General features: G+C 70.0%; 26 protein-coding genes and 1 pseudogene. 13 read left to right on the top strand and 14 right to left on the bottom strand.

The window, feature by feature from the left end; genetic code table 11:
* The first annotated feature begins 155 nt into the window (after positions 1-155).
* The 3 genes from ACQPYK_RS05600 to ACQPYK_RS05590 all read left to right on the top strand — a co-directional run bounded on the left by ACQPYK_RS05600 (position 156) and on the right by ACQPYK_RS05590 (position 3,212).
* Positions 156-1,262, top strand: a complete 1,107-nt coding sequence (locus ACQPYK_RS05600) for a citrate synthase 2 (protein ID WP_433251249.1) — start codon at positions 156-158, stop codon at positions 1,260-1,262.
* A 134-nt stretch (positions 1,263-1,396) separates the two neighbouring features.
* Positions 1,397-2,506, top strand: a complete 1,110-nt coding sequence (serC, locus tag ACQPYK_RS05595; protein WP_433251246.1) for a phosphoserine transaminase — start codon at positions 1,397-1,399, stop codon at positions 2,504-2,506.
* A 142-nt stretch (positions 2,507-2,648) separates the two neighbouring features.
* Positions 2,649-3,212 carry a TIGR00645 family protein gene (locus ACQPYK_RS05590; RefSeq protein WP_433251243.1) on the top strand — a complete coding sequence of 188 codons (564 nt, stop codon included), beginning with the start codon at positions 2,649-2,651 and terminating at the stop codon, positions 3,210-3,212.
* Between the two features lie 54 nt (positions 3,213-3,266).
* On the opposite strand, the gene ACQPYK_RS05585 is transcribed toward ACQPYK_RS05590, so the two are convergent.
* The gene (locus ACQPYK_RS05585; protein ID WP_433251240.1) at positions 3,267-4,082 is read right to left on the bottom strand and encodes a GntR family transcriptional regulator; all 816 of its coding nucleotides are present in this window, start codon (positions 4,080-4,082) and stop codon (positions 3,267-3,269) included.
* A 165-nt stretch (positions 4,083-4,247) separates the two neighbouring features.
* Here ACQPYK_RS05585 and ACQPYK_RS05580 point away from each other — a divergent pair, with 165 nt between their 5' ends.
* The 3 genes from ACQPYK_RS05580 to ACQPYK_RS05570 all read left to right on the top strand — a co-directional run bounded on the left by ACQPYK_RS05580 (position 4,248) and on the right by ACQPYK_RS05570 (position 6,628).
* The gene (locus tag ACQPYK_RS05580) at positions 4,248-4,586 is read left to right on the top strand and encodes a PadR family transcriptional regulator (protein ID WP_433251237.1); all 339 of its coding nucleotides are present in this window, start codon (positions 4,248-4,250) and stop codon (positions 4,584-4,586) included.
* Entirely contained in the window at positions 4,583-5,641 is a 1,059-nt protein-coding gene (locus ACQPYK_RS05575; RefSeq protein WP_433251234.1) for a hypothetical protein, read from the top strand. Before ACQPYK_RS05580 ends, ACQPYK_RS05575 begins: the two co-directional genes overlap by 4 nt.
* Positions 5,642-5,821: 180 nt before the next feature.
* Positions 5,822-6,628: a maleylpyruvate isomerase N-terminal domain-containing protein gene (locus tag ACQPYK_RS05570; protein ID WP_433251231.1), complete on the top strand. Its 807-nt coding sequence runs from the start codon at positions 5,822-5,824 to the stop codon at positions 6,626-6,628.
* Positions 6,629-6,644: 16 nt separating this feature from the next.
* On the opposite strand, the gene ACQPYK_RS05565 is transcribed toward ACQPYK_RS05570, so the two are convergent.
* From ACQPYK_RS05565 to ACQPYK_RS05530, 8 genes are all read right to left on the bottom strand, one after another.
* Entirely contained in the window at positions 6,645-7,289 is a 645-nt protein-coding gene (locus ACQPYK_RS05565; protein ID WP_433251228.1) for a rhomboid family intramembrane serine protease, read from the bottom strand.
* A gap of 166 nt (positions 7,290-7,455) precedes the next feature.
* Complete coding sequence (locus tag ACQPYK_RS05560) at positions 7,456-8,220, bottom strand: crotonase/enoyl-CoA hydratase family protein (protein WP_433251225.1); 765 nt, start codon at positions 8,218-8,220, stop codon at positions 7,456-7,458.
* A gap of 9 nt (positions 8,221-8,229) precedes the next feature.
* A complete protein-coding gene (locus ACQPYK_RS05555) occupies positions 8,230-9,003 on the bottom strand; it encodes an SDR family oxidoreductase (RefSeq protein WP_433251222.1) in 774 nt (257 codons plus the stop codon).
* 47 nt (positions 9,004-9,050) lie between these two features.
* Positions 9,051-9,389 carry an STAS domain-containing protein gene (locus ACQPYK_RS05550; RefSeq protein WP_433251219.1) on the bottom strand — a complete coding sequence of 113 codons (339 nt, stop codon included), beginning with the start codon at positions 9,387-9,389 and terminating at the stop codon, positions 9,051-9,053.
* Between the two features lie 213 nt (positions 9,390-9,602).
* Complete coding sequence (locus ACQPYK_RS05545; RefSeq protein WP_433251216.1) at positions 9,603-10,334, bottom strand: energy-coupling factor ABC transporter ATP-binding protein; 732 nt, start codon at positions 10,332-10,334, stop codon at positions 9,603-9,605.
* Positions 10,331-11,095 carry a cobalt ECF transporter T component CbiQ gene (cbiQ, locus tag ACQPYK_RS05540; RefSeq protein WP_433251213.1) on the bottom strand — a complete coding sequence of 255 codons (765 nt, stop codon included), beginning with the start codon at positions 11,093-11,095 and terminating at the stop codon, positions 10,331-10,333. Before cbiQ ends, ACQPYK_RS05545 begins: the two co-directional genes overlap by 4 nt.
* On the bottom strand, positions 11,095-12,138 hold the full coding sequence (locus ACQPYK_RS05535; RefSeq protein ID WP_433251210.1) for an energy-coupling factor ABC transporter permease: 1,044 nt from the start codon (positions 12,136-12,138) through the stop codon (positions 11,095-11,097). The genes cbiQ and ACQPYK_RS05535 overlap by 1 nt, the downstream gene beginning before the upstream one ends.
* Before the next feature lie 69 nt (positions 12,139-12,207).
* The gene (locus tag ACQPYK_RS05530; protein ID WP_433251207.1) at positions 12,208-14,199 is read right to left on the bottom strand and encodes a glycosyltransferase family 2 protein; all 1,992 of its coding nucleotides are present in this window, start codon (positions 14,197-14,199) and stop codon (positions 12,208-12,210) included.
* A 404-nt stretch (positions 14,200-14,603) separates the two neighbouring features.
* Between ACQPYK_RS05530 and ACQPYK_RS05525 the strand changes: the two genes are divergently transcribed.
* Positions 14,604-15,665 (top strand): leucine-rich repeat domain-containing protein, encoded by a 1,062-nt coding sequence (locus tag ACQPYK_RS05525; RefSeq protein WP_433251204.1) that lies wholly within the window; start codon positions 14,604-14,606, stop codon positions 15,663-15,665.
* A 109-nt stretch (positions 15,666-15,774) separates the two neighbouring features.
* Here ACQPYK_RS05525 and ACQPYK_RS05520 read toward each other — a convergent pair.
* A pseudogene (locus ACQPYK_RS05520) lies at positions 15,775-15,864 on the bottom strand (helix-turn-helix domain-containing protein); the annotation flags it as partial.
* A gap of 222 nt (positions 15,865-16,086) precedes the next feature.
* Here ACQPYK_RS05520 and ACQPYK_RS05515 point away from each other — a divergent pair.
* The 3 genes from ACQPYK_RS05515 (at position 16,087) to ACQPYK_RS05505 (ending at position 18,231) form a co-directional block, all read left to right on the top strand.
* Entirely contained in the window at positions 16,087-16,758 is a 672-nt protein-coding gene (locus ACQPYK_RS05515) for a DUF4097 family beta strand repeat-containing protein (protein ID WP_433246472.1), read from the top strand.
* Between the two features lie 447 nt (positions 16,759-17,205).
* A complete protein-coding gene (locus ACQPYK_RS05510; RefSeq protein ID WP_433251201.1) occupies positions 17,206-17,706 on the top strand; it encodes a hypothetical protein in 501 nt (166 codons plus the stop codon).
* 12 nt (positions 17,707-17,718) lie between these two features.
* Positions 17,719-18,231 carry a hypothetical protein gene (locus ACQPYK_RS05505; protein ID WP_433251198.1) on the top strand — a complete coding sequence of 171 codons (513 nt, stop codon included), beginning with the start codon at positions 17,719-17,721 and terminating at the stop codon, positions 18,229-18,231.
* A gap of 165 nt (positions 18,232-18,396) precedes the next feature.
* Here ACQPYK_RS05505 and ACQPYK_RS05500 read toward each other — a convergent pair whose 3' ends face one another.
* Entirely contained in the window at positions 18,397-18,744 is a 348-nt protein-coding gene (locus tag ACQPYK_RS05500; protein ID WP_433251195.1) for a hypothetical protein, read from the bottom strand.
* 204 nt (positions 18,745-18,948) lie between these two features.
* Here ACQPYK_RS05500 and ACQPYK_RS05495 point away from each other — a divergent pair, with 204 nt between their 5' ends.
* On the top strand, positions 18,949-19,539 hold the full coding sequence (locus ACQPYK_RS05495) for a DUF3995 domain-containing protein (RefSeq protein ID WP_433251192.1): 591 nt from the start codon (positions 18,949-18,951) through the stop codon (positions 19,537-19,539).
* Between the two features lie 310 nt (positions 19,540-19,849).
* Here ACQPYK_RS05495 and ACQPYK_RS05490 read toward each other — a convergent pair whose 3' ends face one another.
* Positions 19,850-20,401 (bottom strand): flavoprotein, encoded by a 552-nt coding sequence (locus ACQPYK_RS05490; RefSeq protein ID WP_433251189.1) that lies wholly within the window; start codon positions 20,399-20,401, stop codon positions 19,850-19,852.
* 194 nt (positions 20,402-20,595) lie between these two features.
* Here ACQPYK_RS05490 and ACQPYK_RS05485 point away from each other — a divergent pair, with 194 nt between their 5' ends.
* Positions 20,596-21,123, top strand: coding sequence for a hypothetical protein (locus ACQPYK_RS05485; RefSeq protein ID WP_433251186.1), 528 nt, complete (start codon positions 20,596-20,598; stop codon positions 21,121-21,123).
* On the top strand, positions 21,120-23,393 hold the full coding sequence (locus ACQPYK_RS05480) for a bifunctional polysaccharide deacetylase/glycosyltransferase family 2 protein (protein WP_433251183.1): 2,274 nt from the start codon (positions 21,120-21,122) through the stop codon (positions 23,391-23,393). Before ACQPYK_RS05485 ends, ACQPYK_RS05480 begins: the two co-directional genes overlap by 4 nt.
* 98 nt (positions 23,394-23,491) lie before the next feature.
* Here ACQPYK_RS05480 and ACQPYK_RS05475 read toward each other — a convergent pair whose 3' ends face one another.
* Together ACQPYK_RS05475 and ACQPYK_RS05470 are read right to left on the bottom strand one after the other, a co-directional pair.
* Positions 23,492-24,004, bottom strand: a complete 513-nt coding sequence (locus tag ACQPYK_RS05475) for an SET domain-containing protein (RefSeq protein ID WP_433251180.1) — start codon at positions 24,002-24,004, stop codon at positions 23,492-23,494.
* A 181-nt stretch (positions 24,005-24,185) separates the two neighbouring features.
* Positions 24,186-25,646: a hypothetical protein gene (locus tag ACQPYK_RS05470; RefSeq protein ID WP_433251177.1), complete on the bottom strand. Its 1,461-nt coding sequence runs from the start codon at positions 25,644-25,646 to the stop codon at positions 24,186-24,188.
* Positions 25,647-25,774: the final 128 nt, after the last annotated feature.

Raw genomic sequence — 25,774 nt, 5'->3', positions numbered from 1 at the left:
CCCGTGCTTGACGGAGAACGTGCGCACCGCCCCCACCTGGGACGATCGCGTTCCGGCGGGTCCGGCGGCACACCGCTGTGCCTCGCAGGGTTGAATATGACCCGCCGGTATCTCGACATCAAGGCTTTGACTTCAAGAAAGGGAGGCGGCCGAGAATGTCCGACTTCAAACCCGGGCTCGAAGGCGTAGTAGCTTTCGAGACGGAGATCGCGGAACCGGACAAAGAAGGGGGCGCCCTGCGTTACCGGGGCGTCGACATCGAAGAGCTGGTCGGTCGCGTCTCTTTCGGGAACGTGTGGGGCCTGCTGGTCGACAACAAGTTCCAGCCGGGTCTCCCCCCGGCAGAGCCGTACCCCATTCCTGTCCACTCCGGTGACATCCGCGTCGACGTGCAGAGCGCGCTGGCCATCCTGGCCCCCGCCTACGGCTTCAGGCCGCTGCTGGACATCGACGAGGAGCAGGCGCGCAACGACCTGGCCCGCGCCAGTGTGACCGCGCTGAGCTTCGTCGCCCAGTCCTCTCGTGGCCTCGGCAAGCCGATGGTCCCGCAGAGCGAGATCGACAAGGGCGAGAGCATCGTCGAGCGGTTCATGATCCGCTGGCAGGGCGATCCCGACCCCAAGCACGTGAAGGCCATTGACGCCTACTGGACGTCGGCGGCCGAGCACGGCATGAACGCCTCCACCTTCACCGCCCGCGTCATCGCCTCCACCGGCGCCGACGTGGCCGCGGCGCTGAGCGGTGCCGTCGGCGCCATGTCCGGTCCGCTGCACGGTGGCGCCCCCGCCCGCGTGCTGCACATGATCGAGGGCGTCGAGCAGGTCGGCGACGCCAAGAAGTACGTGCAGAGCGAGCTGGACAAGGGCCAGCGGCTCATGGGCTTCGGTCACCGCGTCTACCGGGCCGAGGACCCCCGCGCCCGCGTGCTCCGCCGTACCGCCAAGGAGCTCGACGCGCCGCGCTACGAGGTCGCCGCGGCTTTGGAGAAGGCGGCTCTGGAGGAGCTGCACGCTCGCAAGCCCGACCGGGTGCTCGCCACCAACGTCGAATACTGGGCGGCGGTGATCCTGGATTTCGCCCAGGTCCCCTCCTACATGTTCACCTCCATGTTCACCTGCGCCCGCACCGCGGGCTGGGCCGCCCACATCCTGGAGCAGAAGCGCACGGGCAGGCTCGTCCGCCCCAGCGCCGACTACGTGGGTCCCGCGCAGCGTTCGGTCAACGACGTCCCAGGCGCCGCCGAGGTGCTCGGCAACATCTGACCGATGTCCTTCACGGCTGTCGCGCGATCGTCTCGCGCGGCAGCCGTTTCGCATCCGTTTCACATCACAGACGCGTTCATCTCACAATCCGGACTTCGGCCTAGACCAATCGGAAGGCTCAGTAGGCTGGTCAGGTGGCTGACATCGTGATTCCCTCAGAAATCAAGCCCGCCGACGGCCGCTTCGGCTGCGGGCCCTCGAAGGTGCGCCCCGAACAGCTGTCGGCGCTGGCCGCCTCGGGATCCAGCGTTCTGGGCACCTCACACCGCCAGAAGCCGGTCAAGTCCCTCGTCGGGCGCGTCCGCGCGGGTCTGTCGGAGCTGTTCTCCCTTCCCGAGGGGTATGAGGTCGTCCTCGGCAACGGCGGCACCACCGCGTTCTGGGACATCGCCGCCTTCGGGCTCGTGCGCGAGAAGTCGCAGCACCTGCACTTCGGCGAGTTCTCCTCCAAGTTCGCCTCAGTCGTGGCGAAGGCCCCGTGGCTCGGCGACCCGACCGTGATCAAGTCGGAGGTCGGCAGCCATCCCGAGGCCCGGCCGGAGGAGGGCGTGGACGTCTACGCGCTCACCCACAACGAGACCTCGACCGGCGTCGCCATGCCGATCAGGCGCGTGGGCGAGGACGGCTCGCTCGTCCTGGTCGACGCCACCTCCGGCGCCGGCGGCCTGCCCGTCGACATCAGCGAGACCGACGTCTACTACTTCGCCCCGCAGAAGAGCTTCGCCTCCGACGGCGGCCTGTGGATCGCCCTGATGTCCCCGGCCGCGCTGGCCAGGGTCGAGGAGATCGCCGGCAGCGGCCGCTACATCCCCGAGTTCTTCAGCCTGCCGGTGGCGATCGACAACTCGTCCAAGGACCAGACCTACAACACCCCGTCGGTCTCCACGCTGTTCCTGCTCGCCGACCAGATCGAGTGGATGAACGGCAACGGCGGCCTGGCCTGGACCACCGCGCGCACCGCCGAGTCGGCCCGCCGGCTCTACACGTGGGCGGAGAAGACCTCCTACACCACGCCGTTCGCCGCGCCCGAGTTCCGTTCCAACGTGGTCGGCACCATCGACTTCGCCGACGGCGTCGACGCCGCCGAGGTCGCCAAGGTCCTGCGCGCCAACGGCATCGTCGACACCGAGCCCTACCGCAAGCTCGGCCGCAACCAGCTGCGCATCGCGATGTTCCCGGCCATCGACCCCGACGACGTCGAGGCCCTGACCAACTGCATCGACCACGTGGTCGAGCGGCTCTAGTCTCTCCGCCCCGCCTCCGGGGACCGGATCGTCCGCCGGCCCCCGGAGCGGTTTGAGATGTCACTTGAATCACCCGGTGCGGGTCCGGGCGAGCCGAATCCGTAAAGTGATCCCCACACGATCGTCAAGGGGAGATCTACGCGTGAGCTCGACCTCGCAGGCCGCGTCGCCCCAGGCCCGCAGCCTGGGTTACCTGATGTTCACCAGCCGGTGGCTGCAGGTCCCGCTTTATCTGGGCCTGATCGTGGCGCAGGGCGTCTACGTCTACCAGTTCATGGTCGAGCTCTGGCACCTGATCCACGACGTCGCGCAGGGGACGGCCCCGGAGGCCTACAAGCCCGAGGTGGCCGTGATGCTGGCCGTACTGGGCCTCATCGACGTGGTGATGATCTCCAACCTGCTGATCATGGTGATCGTCGGCGGTTACGAGACCTTCGTCTCCCGCATCCACCTCAACGGCCACCCCGACGAGCCGGAATGGCTCTCCCACGTCAACGCGAACGTGCTCAAGGTCAAGCTGGCCACCGCGATCATCGGCATCTCCTCGGTCCACCTGCTGCAGACCTTCATCAGGGCCGCCGACATCCCCAATGACAAGATCATGTGGCAGACCCTGATGCACCTGGCCTTCGTCGCCTCCGCCATCGGCCTGGCCTTCATCGACCGCCTGCTGCGGACCTCCCCGGCCGAGCGCGTGCACGCCTGACACCCCGCTTCGGGCACGGCCCGCCGGGTCAGAACTCGGGCACGGCCCACCGGATCAGAACTCGTCGGCCCCGGTCACCTGGGCGATCGGGAAGACGTGACGGGAGCCCGCGCAGATCGTCTCCAGGGTGTGGACCGGGGCGCCGGCGTCGCCGTAGCCGGCGCGCAGCACCTGCACCACCCACTCCCCGGGGTCGAGCTGCAGGGTCTCCGCCTCGAACGCGACGGGCGGGCGGGCGACGAGGTGCTCCTCGGCGTGACCGAAGCGGTGGCCGAGTGCCTCGATCCCGGCCTGCAGGCTCGGGGTCACGAATCCGGGGGCGGCGATCGGGGTGCCGCCGAAGAGATCCAGCCGGAAGTAGCTGGTGGCGATCCGCACGGGCACGTCGTCGGCGAGCAGCAGCTTGCGCCGGGCCAGGACCTGGGCGCCGGGCTCGACGCGCAACGCGGCGGCGACGTGGCCGGAGGCCGGCTCGGGACCGACGTAGAGCATGCGGCGGCCCGCGCGGACGCCCTGCCGCTCCGCCTCGGTCATGAAGAGCGACGCCGAACCGCGCACGGCGGGCTCGGTGGGCAGCGCGCGCCGGACCACCACCCTGGGCGGTTTCCGGCGCGGCTCCGCAAGGCCGCCCTCGGCGTCTATGGCGCCCGCTGACGTCATTTGCGACACTCTGCCGGGACTGACCCCCAGCCGCCGCGCGATCGCCTCCTGGCGCACCCCGGCGGCCTGCGCCTCGACGATGGCCTCACGGCGGAACCGGGCGAGCTCGACGATCAGGCCCTGCCGGTCGGCCATGACACGGCTGATCGCCTCGGCCCGATCGACCGGGTCGGCGATCGCGGCGATGTCCTTCAGGTCCGTGTCGTCCATGCGTGGCCTGCTCCCTGCCGTGCGGTCTTCCCGTCCGACTTTAGCCCCCCTAAAGAGATGGGAACGGGGATCCGGGTACACGGGGGCGTTTCCCGCGCCGCCACCCCGAGGTCCGGGACGGCAGGGCTCTCCCCATATCTTGTTAAGCAGTATATGGTGATGTTCATGAGCCCACGAGCGATGACGGAACCCGCGTTCCTCGTCCTCACCGCACTGGTCGACGAGCCACGGCATGGCTACGGGATCGTGCAGGAGGTCGAGAAGCTGTCGGACGGGCGGGTGGAGCTGAAGATCGGCACGCTGTACGGCGTGCTGGACCGGCTGGCCGCCGACGAGATGGTGGCGCTGGACCGCGAGGAGGCGCAGCAGGGACGGCTGCGCCGTTACTACCGGCTCACCGAGTCCGGAGCGCGCGCCCTGGAGGCCGAGGCCGCCAGGCTGGCGGGAAACGTGGAAAGCGCACGCCGGCGGCTGCGCACCCGATACGCGGGGGGTACGGCATGAGCCTTCTGGAAGAGCGCTACCGGTACGTGCTGCGGCTGCTGCCCGCCTCCTACCGCGCCGAGCGGGAAGAGGAGATGGTCTGCGCCTTCCTGGAGGGATCGGGCGGCCTGCGCGACGAGGACAACCCCCGGCCGCGCTGGTCGGAGATCGCCAGCGTCGTCGCGCTGTCGGTGCGGGTGCGCCTGGGCGGCTCCGGCGCGCCGCTCAGGTCCCTCGCCTGGGGCGAGGCGGTCCGCCTGACGGCCACGCTGGGACTGTTCTTCCACGCGATGATGGCCTGCGTCTATTTCGGGAGCTCCCTGGAGATCTACGGGATCTTCGGCACGGGTGATCCGACGCTCCTCGGCGCCGCCGGATCACCCGAGCGGCTGTGGGACATCGCGCAGGGCGTCGGCGGCCTCCTGTGGGTCGCGGCCTTCGCCTCACTCGTCCTGGGCCGCACGCGCGCGGCGAAGGCGTCGGCGCTGCTCGCCGTCGCGCTGTACTACGGCTCCGCCCTCCGGGGAGAGGCCGTGCGCTGGGATGAGGGCACCAAGGCCCTGATCCTCCACGGTGTCCTGTACGTGGTGCCGGTGCTGGCGCTGCTGGCCGGATTCCATCGGGACGCACCGCGGACGCACCGCCCCCGCTGGGTGGCCGCCCTTCCCGTCGGCGCCGGCGCGCCGCTTTACGTGATCTTGAAAGTGCTCAACTCGATGGCGCTGGCGCCGGTCATCGACCTGCGGTTCTGGTCGTGGGTGTGGCCGTGGCTGGGCGAGCTTGGCCTGGCCTGCCTGGCGCTCGTGGTCGCGAGCGTGACCTGCGTCGGGACCCGCATGCGGGCTCCCGGCGGGCGGACCGCCTCCCTGCCGCTGGCGCTGGCGATCCTGACCGTGCCCGTGACGCTCGTCCGCGCCGCCGACCTGACCTTCCAGGCCGTGGACCCGATCACCCGGACGATGGAGGCCGTGAACGCCGGCCAGCTCGCCGCCCTCCTGGTGTGCGGGGTGACGCTCGTCGTCCTGGGCGTCAGGGCGCTGCCCCCTCTCCCGCGGCCGGTTCCGTCGTCGCCGTGAACCCTCGCGCCGAGCGCGAACCGGTGGCCCGCACCCCTTCTGCCCGATACCGGTTGCGGACGCCGTGCCGGTGGGCGATGGTGATACGCCAGGTGACCGGGGGTAATCCTGGGAAGGAAGCACCGGGCGGACGATCCGCCCGGCGGCACCGCCACGAGATCCCCTCGCGCTGGGAGAGCCATGACCACGCTTGCCGACAGGACCATCGCGGCCCTGCGCACCAACCACGACCGGCTGACCGCCTTCGCGGCCGGTCTCGACGGCGCCGGCCTCGCCCGGCCCTCGGGCGCGTCGGAGTGGACCGTCGCCCAGGTGCTCAGCCACCTGGGCAGCGGCGCCGAGATCGGCCTGGCGACGCTGCGCGCCGCGCTGGCCGGTGACGACGCGCCCGGCCAGGAGTTCAACGAGTCGGTGTGGAGCCGCTGGAACGCCAAGGTCCCCCGGGAGCAGGCCGCGGACTTCCCGGTGGCCGACGCCGAGCTCGTCGCCGCCTACGAGGGCCTGGACGCCGGCACCCGTGAGCGACTGAAGATCAAGATGGGCTTCCTGCCGGCGCCCGCCGACGTCACGCTGGTCGCCGGAATGCGCCTGAACGAGGCCGCCCTGCACGCCTGGGACGTCGAGGTCGCCTTCGACCCGCGGGCCACCCTCGCGCCGGACGCCGTCGAGGCGCTGACCGACCTGCACGCCGGGCCGCTCGACTTCCTCGTCGGTTTCATCGGCAAGCCCGACGCCCTCGACCGGCGGCAGGCCACGCTCCGCGTCGAGACGAGCGAGCCGGAGCGGGTCCTCGGCCTCACCCTGGGGGAGACCGTCGGCTTCAGTCAGGTGGCGGAGCAGCCGGACATCGTGCTGTCCGCTCCCGCCGAGGCGTGGCTACGCCTGATCAGCGGCCGGCTGGCCGCCGAGCGCACCCCCGCCTCCGTGACCGTCACCGGTGACGCCGTCACCCTGGACGACCTGCGCCGGGTGTTCCCGGGGATGTGACCCGCCCCGTCCGGGGTCAGTGGGCGGAGACGGCCTGACGCTTGCGGCGCAGCACCCAGGCCGCCACGATCCCGCCGACCAGTCCGAACAGGTGTCCCTGCCAGGAGATGCCGGCCTCGCCCGGGAGCACGCCCCAGATGATCGAGTAGTAGGCCACCGCGACGCCGATGCCGATCACGATGTCGAAGGCGCGGCGGTCGAACAGTCCCCGGGCGAGGACGAAGCCGAAGTAGCCGAACACCAGCCCGCTCGCGCCGACCGTGACGGTCGTCGGCGAGCTGGTGAACCAGACGCCCAGGCCGCTGACGACGATGATGATCAGGCTGGCCGCCAGGAAGCGGCCGATCCCGCGCAGCGCGGCGAGGAAGCCGAGGATCAGCAGGGGCAGGGAGTTGGCCATCAGGTGGCCGAAGCCCGCGTGCAGGAACGGGGCGAGGAAGATGCCGCCCAGGCCTTCGAGGTTCCAGGACCTGATGCCGTAGGCGTCGAAGTCGGCCGGCAGGACGTAGTCGGCCACCTCGATCGCCCACATGCCCGCGACCAGGACGATGATGAGCATCGCGGCACCCGCGGCGCCGGCCGCGAGGGTGCCTGCCCTGCGCTTGAGGCGCTCACCCGAGAAGCGGGTGGTGGAGGCGCTCCGGGTCGCGTAGTCGTTCATGCACTCTCCTGGCCTTGGAGTGGTCGCGTGGACGGCAAGTGCCCCCGCCGCACCCGTCCACACCTTTACCGTACGCACTCCCGGCCTTGAATGTGCCGGACGTGACCACACGGATCACGTCCGGCACCGAACTCGTGACCGCCGGCGACCGGCGATCACGCAAGGGCTACTCGCCCTTCCACTGCGGGGCGCGCTTCTCGGCGAAGGCCGCCGCGCCCTCCATCGCGTCCTTGGACCCGAAAACCGGATTGATGATCTCGCCCTGCCTGGCGAACATCTCGTCCCTGCTCCAGTCGGCGGACTCCACGATCACACGCTTGGTCGCGGCGAGCGCCAGCGGGGCGTTCGCCGCGATCTTCTTCGCCAGTTCGAGCGCCTTGGCCAGCGCCTCACCCGCGGGCGTGACGTGGTTGACCAGGCCCACCTCGTACAGCCGGGAGGCCGGGAAGTGGTCGCCGGTCAGGGCGATCTCCATCGCGACGTGGTACGGGATGCGCTGCGGCAGCCGCATCACCCCGCCCGCCCCCGCGACCAGGCCCCGCCTGGGCTCGGGCAGCCCGAACCTGGCCTCCTCGGAGGCGACGACGATGTCACAGGCCAGCGCCAGCTCGAAGCCGCCGGCCAGGGCGTAACCCTCGATCGCGGCGACGATCGGCTTCTTCGGCGGCGCCTCGACGATGCCGCCGAAGCCCCGGCCCTCGACGACCGGGAAGTCGCCGGTCAGGAAACCCTTCAGGTCCATCCCCGCGCAGAAGGTGCCACCCGCCCCGGTGAGGACGTAGGCGGAGACGTCCTTTCGCTCCTCCAACTCGTCCAGCGCCGCGGCGATGCCCCGGGCGACCGCGCCGTTGACGGCGTTCCTGGCCTGGGGGCGGTTGATCGTGATGACGGCGACACCGCCGTCGACGTCGACCAGAACCTCGTCAGACACCGGTGACTCCTACTTGGGCTGGAAGCGGATGCCGCCGTCGAAACGGATGGTCTCGGCGTTCATGTAGTCGTTCTCGATCAGCGAGCGCACCAGGTGCGCGAACTCCGCGGGCTGCCCCATGCGCTTGGGGAAGACCACCGGCGCCACGAGCTTGGCCTTGAACTCGTCGGCGTTGGCCGAGAAGCCGTAGATGGGGGTGTCGATGATGCCAGGGCAGATCGTGTTGACGCGGATGCCGACGGCGGCCAGGTCACGCGCGGCCGGGACGGTCATGCCGACGATGCCGCCCTTGGACGCCGAGTAGGCCACCTGGCCGGTCTGGCCCTCCAGCGCCGCCACGGAGGCGGTGTTGATGACCACGCCGCGCTGCCCGTCGGCGTCGACCGGCTCGGTCTTGGCCACGGCCGCGGCGCCGATGCGCATGAGGTTGAAGGTGCCGATCAGGTTGACCTCGATGACCTTGCGGTAGGAGGCCAGGTCGTGCGGCGAGCCGTCGCGGTTCACCGTCCGGGTGGCCCAGCCGATGCCCGCGCTGTTCACCACGACGCGCAGCGGTCTGCCGGTCGCCACGGCCGCGTCCACGGCCGCCTGTACCTGTTCCTCGTCCGAGACGTCGGTCTTGACGAAGACCCCGCCGAGCTCGTCGGCGAGGGACTTACCGCGCTCCTCGTTGAGGTCGGCGATGATCACGGTGACGCCGTGTGCGGCGAGCTCGCGGGCCGTGGCCTCACCGAGGCCGCTGGCACCGCCCGAGATGATTGCTGCTGCTCCGTTCAGGTCCATGAGCGGACTTTAACGTGGATACCGAATGAAGTTCTACTCGGGGTGGGCTAAATCTCTCCAACGGCGCTGCCGACGTCGGGGTAGACCTTGATCCGCCGATCGAGCCCCGTCGTGCGCAGGATCCGGGCCACCGGCCCCTGGGGCGCGGCCAGGCAGACGCCGCCGCCCTCTCCCGTGGCCAGCCGCCACGCCTCGATCAGCACCGACAGGCCGCTGGAGTCCATGAACGACAGCGCGGTGAGGTCGAGGACCAGCCTGGCGCTGTCGAGCTTGATGGCGTCACGGACCTCGTCCCGCAGGAACGGAGCGGTGAAAAGGTCGAGTTCGCCCTCGACGGCGACCACCACAGCGTCACCGACGGCGCGGCGAGCCAGCCGTAGCTTCATCAGTCCTCCTCGCGCCCCTGAGGCAGACCCACTTTACTTCGCCATCACCGTATGCGAGGTCATGCGACGACGATCCTTCGCCCACATCGGAGGACGGCGCCGTGAGCACCGCGTATCGCCACGCATCGCCGCCGGTCAGACCGCTGGTCACCGTGCGCGGGGTCTCGCGCGACTCCCCGTCCCACGCGCGCGGCCCGGTTCCGCGACCGCCGGTCACCGCGGCGCGAAGCCGTACGGCAGCTCCAGCCGGTGCGCGGCGAGCAGTTCGGCGTCGGCGAGGACGTCGCGGGTCGGCCCGTCGGCGGCGATCACGCCCCCGGAGAGGATGAGCGCGCGGTCGCACAGTTCCAGGGCGTAGGGCAGGTCGTGGGTGACCATCAGCACGGTCACGTCGAGGTCCCGCAGGATCTCGGCGAGTTCCCGGCGGGAGGCCGGGTCCAGGTTCGACGACGGCTCGTCCAGCACCAGGATCTCCGGCTCCATGGCCAGCACGGTCGCCACCGCCACCCGCCGGCGCTGGCCGAAGGACAGATGGTGCGGTGGCCGGTCGATCGCCTCCATCATGCCGACGCGGTCGAGCGCGTCCTTGACCCGGCGCTGCAGTTCCTCGCCGCCGATCCCGAGGTTGGCCGGTCCGAAGGCCACGTCCTCCCTGACGGTCGGCATGAAGAGCTGGTCGTCGGGGTCCTGGAAGACGAGGCCGACCCGCCTGCGGATCTCCTTGAGGGAGTCTTTCGCCACCGGCAGCCCGGCCACCGTCACCGTGCCGTGCCCGGCGGTCAGGATGCCGTTGAGATGCATCACCAGCGTCGTCTTGCCCGCGCCGTTCGGACCGAGCAGGGCGACCCGCTCGCCGCGCCCGATCTCGAAGTCCACGCCGAACAGCGCCTGTGTGCCGTCCGGATAGGCGTACGCCAGACGGCGCACCTCAAGAGACGGTGTCATGCCAACCCCCAGGTTCCGAGCAGCACAACGAGCGCCGCGCCCGGCAACATACCGGCGGTGAGCCACTGGCGCGACGAGGCGGACAGGTCCTGGATGATCGGCATCGAGCCGCTGTAGCCGCGGCTGAGCATCGCCAGGTGCACCCGCTCGCCGCGCTCGTAGGACCGGATGAACAACGCGCCCGCCGACCTGGCCACCACCGGGATGTGCCGGACGTCCCTCGCCACGAATCCCCGCGACTCCCTGGCCACCCGCATCCGGCGCATCTCGTCCACGATCACGTCCATGTAGCGGAGCATGAACATGGCGATCTGCACCAGCATCGGCGGCAGCTTGAGCCTTTGCGCGCCCAGCAGCATCAGGCGCGGCTCGGTGGTCGCCGCCAGCATGACGCTCGCGACCACGCCCAGGGTGGCCTTGGCCAGGATGTTCCATGCGGCCCACAGGCCCGCGACGCTGAACGACAGGCCCAGGAAGGACACCCGCTCGCCGATGCCGATGAACGGCAGCGCCACCGCGAACACCACGAACGGGAGCTCGACCGCCATCCGCCGCAGCAGGAAGGACGGCGGGATCCGCGCGGTCCACGCCACGGCGGCCAGGAGCAGGGCGTAGAGACCGAAGGCCCACAGCCACTCGCGCGGGGTGGCCACCACCACCAGGGCGAAGCCTGCCACCGCCGCCAGCTTGCACTGGGGCGGCAGCCGGTGGACGAGCGTGTCGCCCTGCCGGTAGAGCCGGTGGTGGTGACCGGCGCCCACTAGGCCGAGACCTCTTCGCGTCCGCTCTCCAGCCCGGTGACCTCGTCCCTGCCGCGGCGGCGCACCGCGAAGAACAGGCCGCCGCCGACCGCGAGGGTCGCCCCGACGCCGATCAGGCCGGCCACGCCGACCGGGATGCCGCCCGCGTCGCCGTAGTCGGCGAGCGGCTGCTCCGCCAGGGGGTGGTCGGTGGCCTGGCCGATGAAACCCTTGTCCTGGGCGACCCGCTCCAGGCCGTCGGGCGAGGAGGAGGCGTAGAAGCTGACGATCCCCGCCAGCAGCGCCGCCACCACGATGCCGGCCGGCAGGAACCAGCCCGGGCGCCTGGGGACGGCCGCAGCCGCCGGCTCCCGGGTCACCACCGCGTCGCCGTCGGCGCCGCGCAGGACCAGCGGGGCGGCCAGCCCTCGCGCGCCGTACACCAGGTCGGGCCGGATCGCCAGCACGGTGCTGACGGTGACCGCGGTGATCAGCCCCTCGCCGATGCCGATCAGCACGTGCACGCCGCCCATGGCGGCGGCGACCGTGCCGACGTCGATGGGCGCGGTGCCCCCGATCCAGAACAGCAGGGCGAAGGCCAGCGCCGCGGCGGGCACCGAGATCAGCGCGGCGGCGAAGGAGGCCGCGACGACGGCGGGCCTGCTTCGCACGCTGCCGGTGACCAGGCGGAAGACGGTCCAGCCGACCACGACGGCGACGATGCCCATGAGCGTGATGTTGACGCCCAGCGCGGTCAGGCCGCCGTCGGCGAAGAAGAAGCCCTGCACGAGCAGGACCACGGCCATGCACAACACGGCCGTGTACGGCCCGACGAGGATCGCGGCGAGCGTGCCGCCGAGAAGATGGCCGCTGGTACCCGCGGCGACCGGGAAGTTGAGCATCTGGACGGCGAAGATGAAGGCGGCGACCAGGCCCGCCATGGGGGCGGTCCGGTCGTCGAGTTCGCGGCGAGCGCCACGGAGGCAGACCGCGACGCCGGCGGCCGCGACGACCCCGGCCGAAAGGGACACGGCTGCGTTGAAAAAGCCATCGGGTACGTGCACGACAAGCCTCCGAGGTGCGGAATCGCCTCTTACTTTAGGCCATAGGCTTGTAGTTGCAAGAAATTGGCATTAACGCAGAATTCGCCTGATGAAGGCTCCCGGGGTGAAGGTGCGGACCACCGCGCTGAGCCGTCCCTTCCCCGCCGTGGCGTACGGCCGCACGCTCCGCCGGGCCAACCCCCGCCACCAGGTGCGCGGCGACACGATCGCCTCCGCCCCCACCTCGATCCGGAAGCGCGCGGGTGGACCCCCGAGGTCCAGCTCAAGGTAGGCGTCCCAGGTGCCCGGCCCCAACCGGCCCACCGCCTGCCGGGCGGCGAACGCGCCTCCCGTCCGGCCCTCGACCGGCTCGTGCCGCTCCCGTCCCGACCACCGTTCGCGCCACACCAGGCGCCGTACGACGTGCCCCTCCGGTGCGCCCGCGCCGACGGTGACCTCCCCGTCGAGCACCAGCCGGTGTCCGAGCGCCCAGCGCGTCCGCGTCAGCCGCACGCTGGCGGGCACGCTCACCACGTGGCCGCCGACGTCGAGGCTGAGGTTGCCGTGCGGCCGGGTGAAGTACGGCAGGGCGACGACGCCGTCGATCATGCGGGGCACCGGCTGGGAGATCGGCCCATCCCGGTCCGCGCCGAGCCTCGCGAGCCGGACGATCCCCTCGCACTCCACGGTCACGTGGACGTCCCAGACGCCCGAGGGCAGTCCCGCGACGTCGACGAGGCCGGTGAACCCGTCGCAGTCTCCGGTCACCGGGACCACGACGTCGGCGGACGGCGCCGCGCCGCCGGGCCGAAGCCGCAGCACCAGGGCGAGCCCGCCGCCGACCAGCTCCGGGCGGTCACCCTGCCCCAGCGCGCTCAGCGCGACCCGGCCGGAGACGACCAGCCTGTCCCGCTCGTCCCAGCGGAGCTCGATGAGCTCCCGGCGGATCACGGCCGACTCGATGTGCGCCAGCCGTACCAGGCGGTCGATGTCCTGCAGCGCGGCGATCCGGCTCCGATCGATGGCGGGAAGGCGGGCGCGGACGCCGTCGGTCAGCCACCGGTCGCACATGTCGGCCACCTCGGCGACGAGCTCCTTGCGCTGGACCTCGCCCGCCTCCAGGAAGGGCCTGCCGAGGCTGCCGAAGGCGTCCAGCCGGAAGTGACGGCGCAGGAGGTGGTCGCGGAGCGCGCCGGGACGCACGTGAGCGACGATCAGCTCGATCGGCCGCCTGATCATGCGCAGCCAGGAGACCGGGTCGCGGCTGCCGTCCTGTTGCATGATGCTGCTGCCGTCGGACCGGGCGACCAGGTGGTAGCAGTCGTAGTCGGCGACCACCGAGATCACGCGGGCGTGGCAGTAGGCGTGGGCGGTGAAGACCACGTCCTCCCCCACCAGCAGCGTCTCGTCGAAACGGATGGCATGCCGCCGCAGCATCTCCCGGCGGAACAGCTTGAAGCAGCTCAGGCTGTTGTAGACCGAGCTCTCCCCCAGCGGCGCCCGCTCGGCGCTCTGGCGGAACATCGAGACCGGCGCCCTGCGGTCGTGCCCGACGATCTTCCCGAGGACGATGTCGGAGCCGTTGCGGTCGGCCATCGCGAGCATCCGCTCCAGCGCCTCGGGGCCCAGATAGTCGTCGGCGTCGCAGAAGAAGACGTATCTGCCGCGCGCGTGCGCGACGCCGACGTTGCGGGGACGGCCCGCACCGCCGGAGTGCTCCTGCCGGATGACCCGGATGACGCCACGGTGGCAGGAGGCGTAGAGGCCGAGCAGTTCGGCGCTGCCGTCGGTGGAACCGTCGTCCACGACGACGATCTCCCTGCTGACCCGCTGGATCAGCAACGAGGTCAGGCACCTGTCCAGGTAGGGGCGGCAGTTGTGCACGGGCACGATCACGCTGACGTCTATCTCGGATGTCCGGGATATCTCGGACGTCTTCGGCGCGTCGGGCCCGTCCGCGTGTTCGGCGGCCTCGCGGCCTCCCGCGCGTTCTTCCACGGCGTCGCCGCCGTCCTCCGCGCGTTTCCTCGCAGCATCGCCGCCGTCTCCCATGCGGGCTCGCTGAAGGATCGTCCCCGTCACCGCCGCGCCCCTCGTCGGTCACTCCTGGCTTACATGGCGCTTCAGTATGTGACGAAGAGCCGTTGCCGCGCGGCGGATCGAGCGTCTTGGTGGCCCTACCTGCACACCGATGCCTCTTCGCCCGGCGAAAACCAACCGGTTCGTACGGCTTGCCCCTTCGGTCAGGAAAGCCTCGGCGAGGATCGCCTATGCCACAGGGATTCCCACGCCAACTCTGTCAACTCTCCGAAAAGGATTCCCAGGCCGCAGATGTGCTCCGCCGGGGAGGCCTTCGGTAAGGTGCGACCCACGTCGCGAAGGCCCATGCCATGGCGGTCCACGTCGTGACGGCTCACGTCACGAAGCTCGCACGGTGACGGTCCACGTCGTGACGGTCCGTGTCACATCGGCGAACGAGGAGAACCGTGCCACACGAGTTGAACGCCCCCGGCGCCGGGCTCACCGAGTTCCCGCCCTCCTCAGGCGACCCGAACCTGCTCCGCCGGATCGACCTGGCGTGGAACGAGCTGACCGATCTGCCGTCATGGATCGGACGGCTGCCAGGGCTGGAGGAGCTCCTGCTGGACGGCAACCGGCTGCGTGACCTTCCGGACCTGCGAGGCCTCAGCGCCCTGCGCGCCCTCCACCTTGACGGCAACGCGCTGACCCGCTTCCCCGAGAGCGTCCTGGACCTGCCGGAGCTGCGGACGCTCTTCCTGTACGGCAACGCGATCGGCGAACTACCCGAGGACATCGGGCGGCTCCGCGGCCTGCGGCACCTGGCCGTCGGTGGCAATGCCCTGACCTCCGTACCGGAGTCCCTGTGGCGGCTGACCGGCCTGCGCTCCCTGAATCTCGCGGAGAACTCGATCACCGAGATCCCGAAGTCGATCGGCGAGCTGACCGGGCTGCACATGCTGGACCTGGGTCACAACGCCCTGACCGGTATTCCCGAGGCGATCGGCGACCTGCACAACCTCACCGACTACCTCTACCTGAGCGACAACCGCTTCACCTCGGTGCCCTCGTCCCTGGGCCGGCTCACCCGGCTCACCTACCTGAACCTGACCGACAACCGTCTCACCGTCCTGCCCGACGCCATCGGCGACCTCGCCGCCCTGCGCGAGCTCCGGCTCTACGGCAACCGGCTCCGCGAGATCCCCGAGACCGTCGGCCGGCTCGGCGACCTGCGTGAGCTCCACCTGATGAACAACGCCCTCACCGGCCTGCCCGCCTCGATCGGGAGGCTGTCCCGGCTCAGGCAGCTCGACCTCAGGAACAACGCGATCGCCTCCCTGCCGGGCTCCCTCGCCGGGCTGAGCAGCCTCACCCACCTGGACCTGCGCAACAACCGGCTCCGCGAGATCCCCGATACCCTCGCCGAACTGCCCGCTCTGGAGAAGCTCGACCTGCGCTGGAACAAGCTCGACGGCACCCCGGAGGTCCTGCGCCGCCTGAGCGCGCGCGGCTGCGTCGTGCTCCGCTGAACGCCGCGGCCCGCCCGCGCCCGCGCCACCCCTTCGGGTTGAACGTGGCCAGCGCGGCCGCGCGCGGAGGGCGCCGACATCACCGTCCCGCTGCACCACGAGCCGCGGCCCGCCTGGCGATCTCGGCGTAGGCGAGGCCGTCGGCCAGCCCCAACGCGATCTGCTGACGGTCCTGCTGGGTGAGCCTGCCTCCCGGCATCGCGGTCTCCTTCATGGTCCGTGGTATCTCCACCCTAGCGTTCATCCCCGATTCATTGCAACGAACAGAGCGGGAATTGTTGCATTGAATTCAATACCAGTGCAACGATTTCTCGGCTCCCACCAGCAAAAATGGCGATTACATGCAACGAACACGTTGCCAAAACCTTGAGTGCAACGTAGCTTTTCCATCATCAGAAACAACGAACCACAGGAGCACACCATGCAGAAGTTCGACACCCCCACCCCGGTGACCGCCATCCTCGACATCCCCGCCGGACACATCCGACTCATCGCCGCCGACCGAACCGACACCACGGTCGAGATCCTGCCCGCCAACACCGCCAAGAGCCGCGACGTCCAGACCGCCGAACAGACCACCGTCACCTACACCGACGGCATCCTGCGCATCCACACCCCCCAGCCCAAAAACCAGCTCCTCGGCCCCTCCGGATCCATCGAGGTGACCATCCAGCTGCCCGCCGGCTCCCACATCGAGGCAAAAGCGGCCAGCGCCGAATTCCGCGGCGTCGGACGACTCGGCGACGTCACCCTCGACGGCGCACACGGCTCGATCAAGCTCGACGAGACCGAAAGCGCCCACCTGACCCTCCAGGCCGGCGACATCACGGTCGGCCGCCTGGGCGGCCCCGCACAGATCAACACCCAAAAGGGCGACCTCCGCATCACCGAGGCCGTACGCGGCACGGTCGTGCTGCGCACCGAGGCCGGTCAGATCGCGATCGGCGCCGCCCGCGGCGTCTCCGCCTCCCTGGACGCCGGCACCTCCTACGGCCGCATCCACAACGCGCTCAACAACACCGACGGCGCCGCCGCCGCCCTGACCATCCACGCGACCACCGCCTACGGCGACATCACCGCCCGCAGCCTCTGAACACCACCGCTGTACAGCACGCCCCACGGCAAGAGGACGCCGACCGCCTCGGTGACCTATGTGGACGACGCCGCAAGGTCCCTGGGAAAGGAGTTCCCGAAGGTGGTGGACAGGCTCCTCAACGAGGTCTTCCGCAGCGAGCAGGCCGAGCCGGCTCAGCCGACGGGCTGAGCACCGTGGACCCCTCTACCCCTTGAGGGCGGACTCCTTGCGCTCGTACATCAGGTAGAGCGCGAACCGGGCCACGCCGAACTCGCCGAGCTCGGCGTGGCCGGTCCACATGCGCGGACGCCGGGCCGGAAGGCCACCGAGAGAAACGGACTTCTGGCTGGAATTTTTCGCAATACGGCCACCTCCTCACCACAAGTGGGTTCCAAGAGATCGACAAGACACTCCGGTCATGCTCTCCGGCGAATGCCGTCGCCGTTCACAGCTGGCAGGAGAAGCATGCATCGCCTATTCGCGCGGACGTCGTCATGCGTCGCGCTCATCGTGGGGTCGTTGCTCACCGGAGGCGTCGCACACGCCGAACCGGCCCCGATGGTCAAGATCGTCCTGGAGAGCTTCATCGCCTACGACCTGGAGGAGAGCGGGCACGACGAGATCTACGTCAACACCCAGCACGGGGGCAAGAATCGCAACATCTTCCCGACGAACAGCCACGACCTGTCGGTGGCCCGCGACGACTGCGTCTACATCAGCGGGAACGGCTGCCCCCCGGGCACCAACAGCCGGGGCTACTACTACGCCTACCAGCCCATCTACCCGGCCAACGGCACGCTGATGATGATCACCCTCTACGAGGACGACATCTCGGGAGACGACGCGCTGCTCAACGTGCCGCTCTGGCCCCAGCCGATCAGCGAGAACCAGTACTTCCACGAGGACGCCGACATGAACGGCCACCACTACGTGCTCAATTTCCGCCTGGAACCCTTCTACTCCTGACCGGAGGACCGCATGGGCACCATCCCGTCCAGGATCGCCGCCGTCACCGCGGCGCTGACGCTGGCCACGGCTTTCACGCCACCCGCCCACGCCGCCGCGACGGCCGCGGCCGACCCGGCGCCCCTCAAGCTCGTGTTCGGCTCGCTTCAGGCCGACGATCTCGAGGAGAGCGGCGAGGACGAGATCCGCGTCGAGGTCAAGGCTCCCGGCGAGCACTACTACGCATGGCCCACCAACGGCGACGAGGCCGACACCAAGGTCAGGACCTGCTGGGTGTGGACGAGCGACGCCGCGGCGTGTTCCGCCGGCTCCACCCAACGCTCCGCGGGGCCGTACGTCCACCTGACGGTCCATCCCGGCGCGACGTTCACGATCGAGGTGTGGGAGGACGACCACATCGGCGACGACCTGTTGTTGCGCGTCCCGGTGACCGTCACGGACGAACAGCCCCGGCGCATCGACGTCACCTCCCCTTCAGGCAAGGGATTCTCCTACCATCTGGTGGCCCGCCTGGACCCCGCGTGACGTTCGCGCACGACCACCGCCCGCACTCTCCCCCCGCTTCGACCAAGGGCCCCGACCAAGGGCTTCGACGGAGGACGGAGAGAGTGCGGGGCTCATGGCGCCACGCCCGGCCTCCGACCGGAGAGTCCGGGCGGACCGGGCGCTATCCGATGTGGCTACCGGGCGCTATCCGATGTAGCTGATGAAGAACGGGAGCTCCTGCTCGCCGTCCTCGACGGTGCCGATCGAGCCGTTGGGGTGCAGGACGACGTTGGCGCCGTTGTAGTTGTCGCCCTTCCACGAGCCGATCCAGGTCGGCCCGTCGATGTAGGTCGCCAGGCTCGTACGCCAGGTGTCGGAGGGCACGTCGGCCAGCTGACGGCCCGCTCCCTCGTTGGCGATGAACCTGATGGCCTCGGGCCGCGTCTTCTTCATGCCCTTGCCGTACCAGTAAATCCGGTAGGAGCCCACCGCGTCCGCGGACTCGTCTGCGGGAAGCTCGATCTCCACCGGCTGAACGATCTGGTCGGTCATGGTGACTGTGCCTTTCGCGTCAGGAAACACGCGCCGGACGGCGCACCCTCCACCAATACCCACAGAGATCATCTAACTACTCTAGGTGCATATATTTGGGTTAGTCGGCGCTCGGCAAACCTTTCCCGATCCTCCCCCTTGCGAGGGAGGGAGGTCGCTCCGCCGTGGGAGGCGCCGGGCGGGCGGTGACGGGATCGTCGAAGCATGACGGCTTCACAGGTGAGCGAGACGGCCCCGCGGACACGCCGGGCGGTGTGGGCGGGATACGGCGCGGCGGCGTGGGGGTTCCTGTTCGCCCTGCCGAGCTTCTACTGGGCACTCGGCGGAACGGCCGGCGCCACCACGACGCTCGCCCCGCCCCTGGTGAAGCTGGCGCAGGACCGGGTCACCTGGTTCCTCGTGGTCCTGTGGGTCACCGGCGTGCTCAAGGTCGTCGGAGGAGCGGTGGGGCTCGCCCTGGTACGCCGCTGGGGCGTGGGCATGAGCCGGCTCCTGCAGTTCGCCGCCTGGGGCGCCGGGGTGCTGCTGCTGTGGCACGGCGGCCTGTTCGTAGTGCAGGGACTGCTCCTGCAGGCCGGCGACACCGAGCTCCCTCAGGAACTTCTGCCGGTGATCCGCTGGTACACCTACCTGTGGGGCCCGTGGTTCATGGCGGGCGGCCTGCTGTTCCTGGTGGCCGCGCGCGTTCACCTGCGTGGCCTGGCCGATCGCCGGGGCGCCGTGATCGCCGGGGTGATCGGCGGATCCGGCGCGCTGGCGCTGTCGGTGGCGATGCTGATTCTGGGCATCGGATAGCCGGTTGCGGACATCGGGGAGCCGGTCCTGCCCGCTCGGCCATCGCGAACGGGACTGGCGGCGAGCCCGATCAACGGTTGACGGACGCCGAGCCCGCGGCTGGCGGTGAAGTCATCCTGACCGCGGGAAGGGAGGCCGCGGTGCCGGATGAGGACAGGATCGCTGTACGGTCCCGGGGCGTCGCGGCCGGTGCCGCAACGGTGGGGCTGCCGGCGGTGGCGACCTTCGCCGGCCACATAGCCGGGCTGGGCCGGGACAGGGACAGGGACAGGGACGTGGCGGCCGGTCGGCGGCCACCACGGCGGACGGCCTATCCCGGGAAACCGGCGAGCCGGTTCACCTCGGCCAGGGCGAGTTCCCATGGATAGTCGCCGAAGTCATCGGCTCCGGAGCTGGGAGCGGGAGGCTCGAACTCCCCGGGGCCCAGAAGGACGCGCACGCCTTCGGCCCGCAGGCGTTCGACGCTGTGCCGGAACGGGGCCCGGGCGGCGAGCGCGCTGTTCACGAACGGCACCACCACGACGGGGACACCGAGACCCGGGGCCTCGGACAGAACACCCAGGGCGTAGGTGTCGGCGATGCCCTGGGCGAACTTGTTGACGGTGTTGTAGGTCGCGGGAGCGACGATGACCGCGTCGGCCCGCGGCGGCTTGGGCTCGTCCGGTCTGCGGTACCGGCTGCGAACGGGGCGGCCGGTCCGCCTTTCCAGCTCTTCGACGTCGATGAAGTCCAACGCCGGCGGGGTGGCGACGATCTGGACGGTCCAGCCCTCGCCCTGGGCCATCGCGGCGAGCCGGCCGGCCTCGGCGGCGGGGCTCGCTCCGCACACGATCACGTAGAGGACCTTGCCGGTACGGCTCACGCGGCGGCTCCGGGCATCTCGGCGAACTGGCGGGCTGCGCGGCGGACGCCGATCGGAGCCGGGGACAGGAGATCACGGATGGGCTGGAGGGCGCCAGGGCGAGGCCATGGTTCATCCGGAGACCCGCGGTCAGATCTGCCACAGATGTGATCGGCTTTCCCATACGTAATCATCTGTCACTACGATTCCCGCCTGTGAGTGACAGGCAACATCCCACCGGTACCGCGGTGTTCGTCGATCAGACCGGCCGCCGCAGGCGCCTTCTGAAGATCACCGGAATCGTCGGCGGCACGTTGGTGCTCGCGTCGGCGGCGACCATGATCGGTGGGCTGTTCACCGGTACCCCGCTGTCGGTGGTCGGCTGGCCCGGAGACGGCCCTACCCGGCCGTCCCCCATCACCACGGCCGACCCCACACGATCTGCAACGCCCGTACCGACCCCAGAGGCCACCGCGGCTCCGGCCCTGACGCGCCCGACGACGCCGGCCCGCCGTACACCTCGGCCCACCGCGTCCCCCCGGCATCGGGTGGCACCCCTGCCGGCGCGTTCGGACGAGCCGGTCCCGCCCGCCGAGGCCTCCCCCTCGTCCGCGCCGCCGAGGCCGGAGCCGACGGCACCGGAGCGGTCGCCCGAGCCGACTTTCGAACAGACGCAGCCGCCGGGCCAGGCCAAGACGCCGCCCGGCCGCGATCCGAACAAGATCCCGGGACAGAAGAAATGACGTCGCCGGAAACCTCGGCCACCCGGGTGTGGCCGCCGCCGGACCCGGCGGGAGCGACGAGACCCGACACCTCCGTCACCGCGACCCTCACCGATCTGGCGCCTCCCCTTTCCCAGCCTCCCCCCGAACGGTCCGCGGGCGGCGGGAAGCGCCCCGGCACCCGACGACGCCGGCGTCAGGCCGACCCGCGCGGGCACTGGTTCCTGGTCGCGGTCGGCGTCGTGCTGATGGCCGGGGCGCTGCTGCTCAACGGATACGCCACCAACGCGGCGGGAGAGACGCGCGCCACCCCGCCGCCGACCGACCGGCCTTCCGCGGAACTCGACCAGGTACGGCGCGGCGGGCCGGTCCTGAACCTCACCGGTGACAAGCCGGACAGCGCCCGCCTCCTGCCCCACACCGTCGCGCTCACCTTCGACGACGGCCCCGACCCTCGCTGGACGCCCCGGTTGCTCGACGTGCTCGCCAAGCACGGCGCCAAGGCGACGTTCTTCACGGTCGGCGCCCGAATCGCCGAGAACCCCGAGCTGACCCGGCGGATCATCGCCGAAGGCCACGAGATCGGCAACCACACCTACGTCCACGCCGATCTCACCGCCGTGCCGCAGTGGAGACTGCGACTGGAGCTGTCACTGACCCAGAAGGCGCTGGCCGGCGCGGCCGGAGTGCACACCCGCCTCGTGCGCCCGCCGTACTCCTCCTCACCGGCGGCCGTCACCGGCCCCCAGTTGCGGACGCTGCGCACCATGGGCGGGCAGGGATACCTCGTCGCGCTCACCGACCTGGACACCAAGGACTGGGCCAGACCCGGCGCCGAGCAGATCGTCCGCGCCGCGCTTCCCCGCCGGGGCAGAGGTGCGGTGATCATGATGCATGACTCTGGAGGGGATCGGGGTCAGACCGTCGTCGCGGTGGACCGGCTGCTCACACGACTCGCCGGGCAGAGGTACCGGACCACGACGCTCACCTCCGCACTCGGCATGCCCTCGGCTCATACCCCGGCCGGAGGCATGGACCGTTTCGTCGGCACCGGGCTGAGTCTCGCCCAACGTGGAGCGGCCGCCTTCACCACGGCGATGACGTGGGTCCTGGCCGCCGCCGGCGTGCTCACCCTGCTGCGACTGCTGTTCTTCCTGATCCTGGCCTGGGTGCACGCCCGGCGAGCGCGGGGCGGTAAAAGGCGTGCCGGACGTGCCCCGGCATGGCCCGCGCCGCCCGCCGTCACCGTGATCGTCCCCGCCTACAACGAGGAGGCGGGGATCGAGGCCACCATCCGTTCGCTGGTGAACACCGACTACCCCGGCGTGCTGGAGGTGATCGTCGTGGACGACGGCTCCTCCGACGGCACCGCCGCCATCGCCGCTTCCCTCGACCTGCCCGGGGTGCGGGTGATCCGCCAGGAGAACGGCGGCAAGCCGGCGGCCCTCAACACCGGCATCGCACACGCCTCACACGACATCCTGGTCATGGTGGACGGCGACACCGTCTTCGAGTCCGCCACCATCGGACACCTGGTCCGGCCGCTCGCCGACCCGGCCGTGGGCGCGGTCAGCGGTAACACCAAGGTCGGCAACCGGCGTGGCATGATCGGCCGCTGGCAGCACATCGAATACGTCATCGGCTTCAACCTCGACCGCCGCGCATTCGACCTGCTGGGCTGCATGCCCACCGTGCCGGGGGCGATCGGGGCCTTCCGGCGTTCGGCGCTGCAGGAGATCGGTGGCGTCAGCATCGACACCCTGGCCGAGGACACCGACCTGACCATGGCGATGTGCCGGGGCGGCTGGCGGGTGGTCTACGAGGAGAACGCCCTGGCCTGGACCGAGGCGCCGACCTCGCTCGGTCAGCTGTGGCGTCAGCGCTACCGATGGTGTTACGGCACGCTACAGGCGATGTGGAAGCATCGCCGCGCGATCGCGGAGCCCGGCCCCTTCGGCCGTCGCTGCCTGGGCTACCTGACGCTCTTCCAGGTGGTGCTGCCGCTGCTCGCCCCGGTCGTGGACATCATGGCCGTCTACAGCGTGATGGTGGGAGACCCGCTGCCCGTGGTCGCGGTCTGGGCGGGATTCGTATTGGTTCAGGCCTTCAGCGGCTGGTACGCGCTCCGGCTGGACCGCGAGCGGGCCTTGGTGCTGTGGGTTCTGCCGTTGCAGCAGTTCGTCTACCGGCAGTTGATGTACCTGGTGGTGATCCAGTCGGTGGCGACCGCCGTACTCGGGGTGCGCCTGCGCTGGCAGACGATCCGCCGCGAAGGCACTTTCGCGACATGAGAGCCCGTCCGGAGCCGGTTGACCGCCCGGCGACCGGACGGCCTCTCCACGCGTTCTGGGCAGGGGTCCGCGAAACGTGAGGTCCTCTTCCGAGTCGCTCAACCCCGTCGGGGGCCGATGCGACGCGACAGCGGCGTCACCCAGTGGTCGCCATAGGCACTTTGAAGCCGGGCCAGCCGCCAGTCGGCACCGGTGACCGTGCCGCGGCAGAGGGCGCTCGGGCATCGACACGACATGGTCCACGTCTCCACTCCGCTGTGGGTGGCGTAGTCCAGCGACAGTTCCTCGCCGGGCATGACGGGCCTGCGCGCGACGACGGTGGTGGAGTCGTCATGCCAGAGGTTGGGATCGCAGGAGTGGTTGCCGTAGCGCACCGGATGAGCGGGATCGATGAGCAGGTGGACGCCGTCTTCGACGGTCAGGCTGCTGTAGGGAGGCGTCAGGCCGGCCAGGGTCGCATCGTCGATGACTCGCCCCCCGAGTCGCATGACGACGTCTCCCCGGCTGATCTCCGCGGTGGCGAAGAGCCCGAGTCCTTCGATCGGTGACGGGCGGACTTCGGCGCTCGGCGTGAGCCAGCACTCGGTCGGGTAGCGGCTCACGGCCGTCATCGCGGTTCTCCTGGTCGCTTGTCATGACGAAGGCTCGACTCGCCTCCCGGATGTCCATGTCGCGGAGTCCCGTTGGGGCCTCCATCGCCGAGGAGAGCTCTCATGCCCCTCCGCGCAGCGGCCGGACCTTGATGACGCGGCTCGCACCTGCGGATTGATCGGCGGCCGCGGATCACACTGATCAGGAGGGACGCCACCCGACAGGCTTCGTCGTCGGGGTGAGCACGAGCAGTCGCAGTTCGTTGGGCTGCAGTTCCAGGGTCTGGCTCGTGTAGCCGCCGTCCGCGCGCGGACCGATGACGAACTGCTCCACCGGATCGAGCGTGCCGGTGTCGGACTCGCTACCGATCTTGTAGCGGGTCACGAGCACGTTGGACGTCCTGAACGCACTGGGAAAGTTCGTCAGGACGGTCTTGGACTGGTACGCGGCCTGGTGCGTCCACTGGTAGTTCCACGTCATCACCGACACCTTGCCGGGCTCCGCGGCCGCAAGGCCGTACACGCCGATACCCTGCGGGCTGAGCGCGTCGGAGGTCGCCGCGTATCTGGTCCTCGGCAGCATCGACTGCATCAGCACCGTGTTGTAGTACGGCCGGGCGACTCCGGTGGCGGTGTCCTCGAACAGGTCCTTCCTGTCGTTCTCCGGATGGTCGATCGTCCAGTGGAACGGTGTGACCCCCGACTGGTTCAGGTAGTAGTAGTGCAACGAGGCCAGGGCGGCCGCCTGGATGTGGAGATCGGCCGACAGTCCCAGAGAGGACTCCCTGTCCTTGGGAAAGACGCCTGTCTCGCTGACCAGCGCGGGAAGGGTGGCGAGTCCACGCTGTGAGAGCATCGCGTTCAGCTGGGCCCGCTCGGTGGAGACGATCGCCGGGTTCTCCTTCAAAGCCGTCCACTTTGTCGGGTCACCTGAGGTGTCGATCAGGTACTGGTGGTAGGAGATGAAGTCCAGTCGCTTGTGCGGATCCTGGTCGGCGGCGTACAGGTCGAGGAACTGGCCGATCCGCCGCACAGTGAAGATGTCGGTGGTCGGACCGCCGATCTTGATTTTCGGCCCTGGTAGCCCCATCGCGTTGACCGCGTTCACCACCCGGTAGGTGAACCTGTACATCGGGTAGTAGTCGGCGATGCTCGGCGTCTCGTTCTCCGACTCCAGCCATTCGATGGAGGGAAAGCGCCTCTTGTAGTCGGCCATCATGTCGCGCTGGGCCGTGAACAGTTCGGCCTCGGTGAACGCGCCCCCGGTGACAAGAGGGTCGTAGTTGGACTGCCAGTTGACGAGCAGGGCGCGCGAGCGGGACGCATGGGCCGTCAGATAGTCGTACGACCTGTCATATCTGGGCGTCCTGGTGGTGACGTCGTACGCGTCGGTGAACTTCAGCCACACCCTGCTCTGGTCGAGCCCGATCCTGTCGAGAGCGGCGTCGGTCGCCGTGCCGTACCTCCAGCTCTTCGGGATGGCGCTCAACTGGCGTCCAGGGGGGAAGGGGAAGTCTCCCAAGCTGCGAGACAGGTCCACCCGCACCGTATTCGGCGCCGCGGCGCTCGCGGCCACGGCGGAGTGCTGACCGCCGGGCAGGGCGACTGCCGCGATCGCTGTGACGAGCATCAGCGACAGGCCTGACAACTTGGAGCGGAGCACGGGACCTCCTATGGGCGCGCAAGTGGCGATCATGATGCCAAACGTGAAAGACGATACGGCCCGGGCTGCCGAGAGCGTCACCGCACCCGATTTCACCGAGACGTCCGAACGTGAGGGCGGGGAGAACC

The organism is Streptosporangium sp. CA-135522 (assembly GCF_050949235.1).
Taxonomy (GTDB): domain Bacteria; phylum Actinomycetota; class Actinomycetes; order Streptosporangiales; family Streptosporangiaceae; genus Streptosporangium.
The sequence above is the reverse complement of the archived record's forward strand: the minus strand, read 5'-3'. Positions and strand labels throughout refer to the sequence as shown.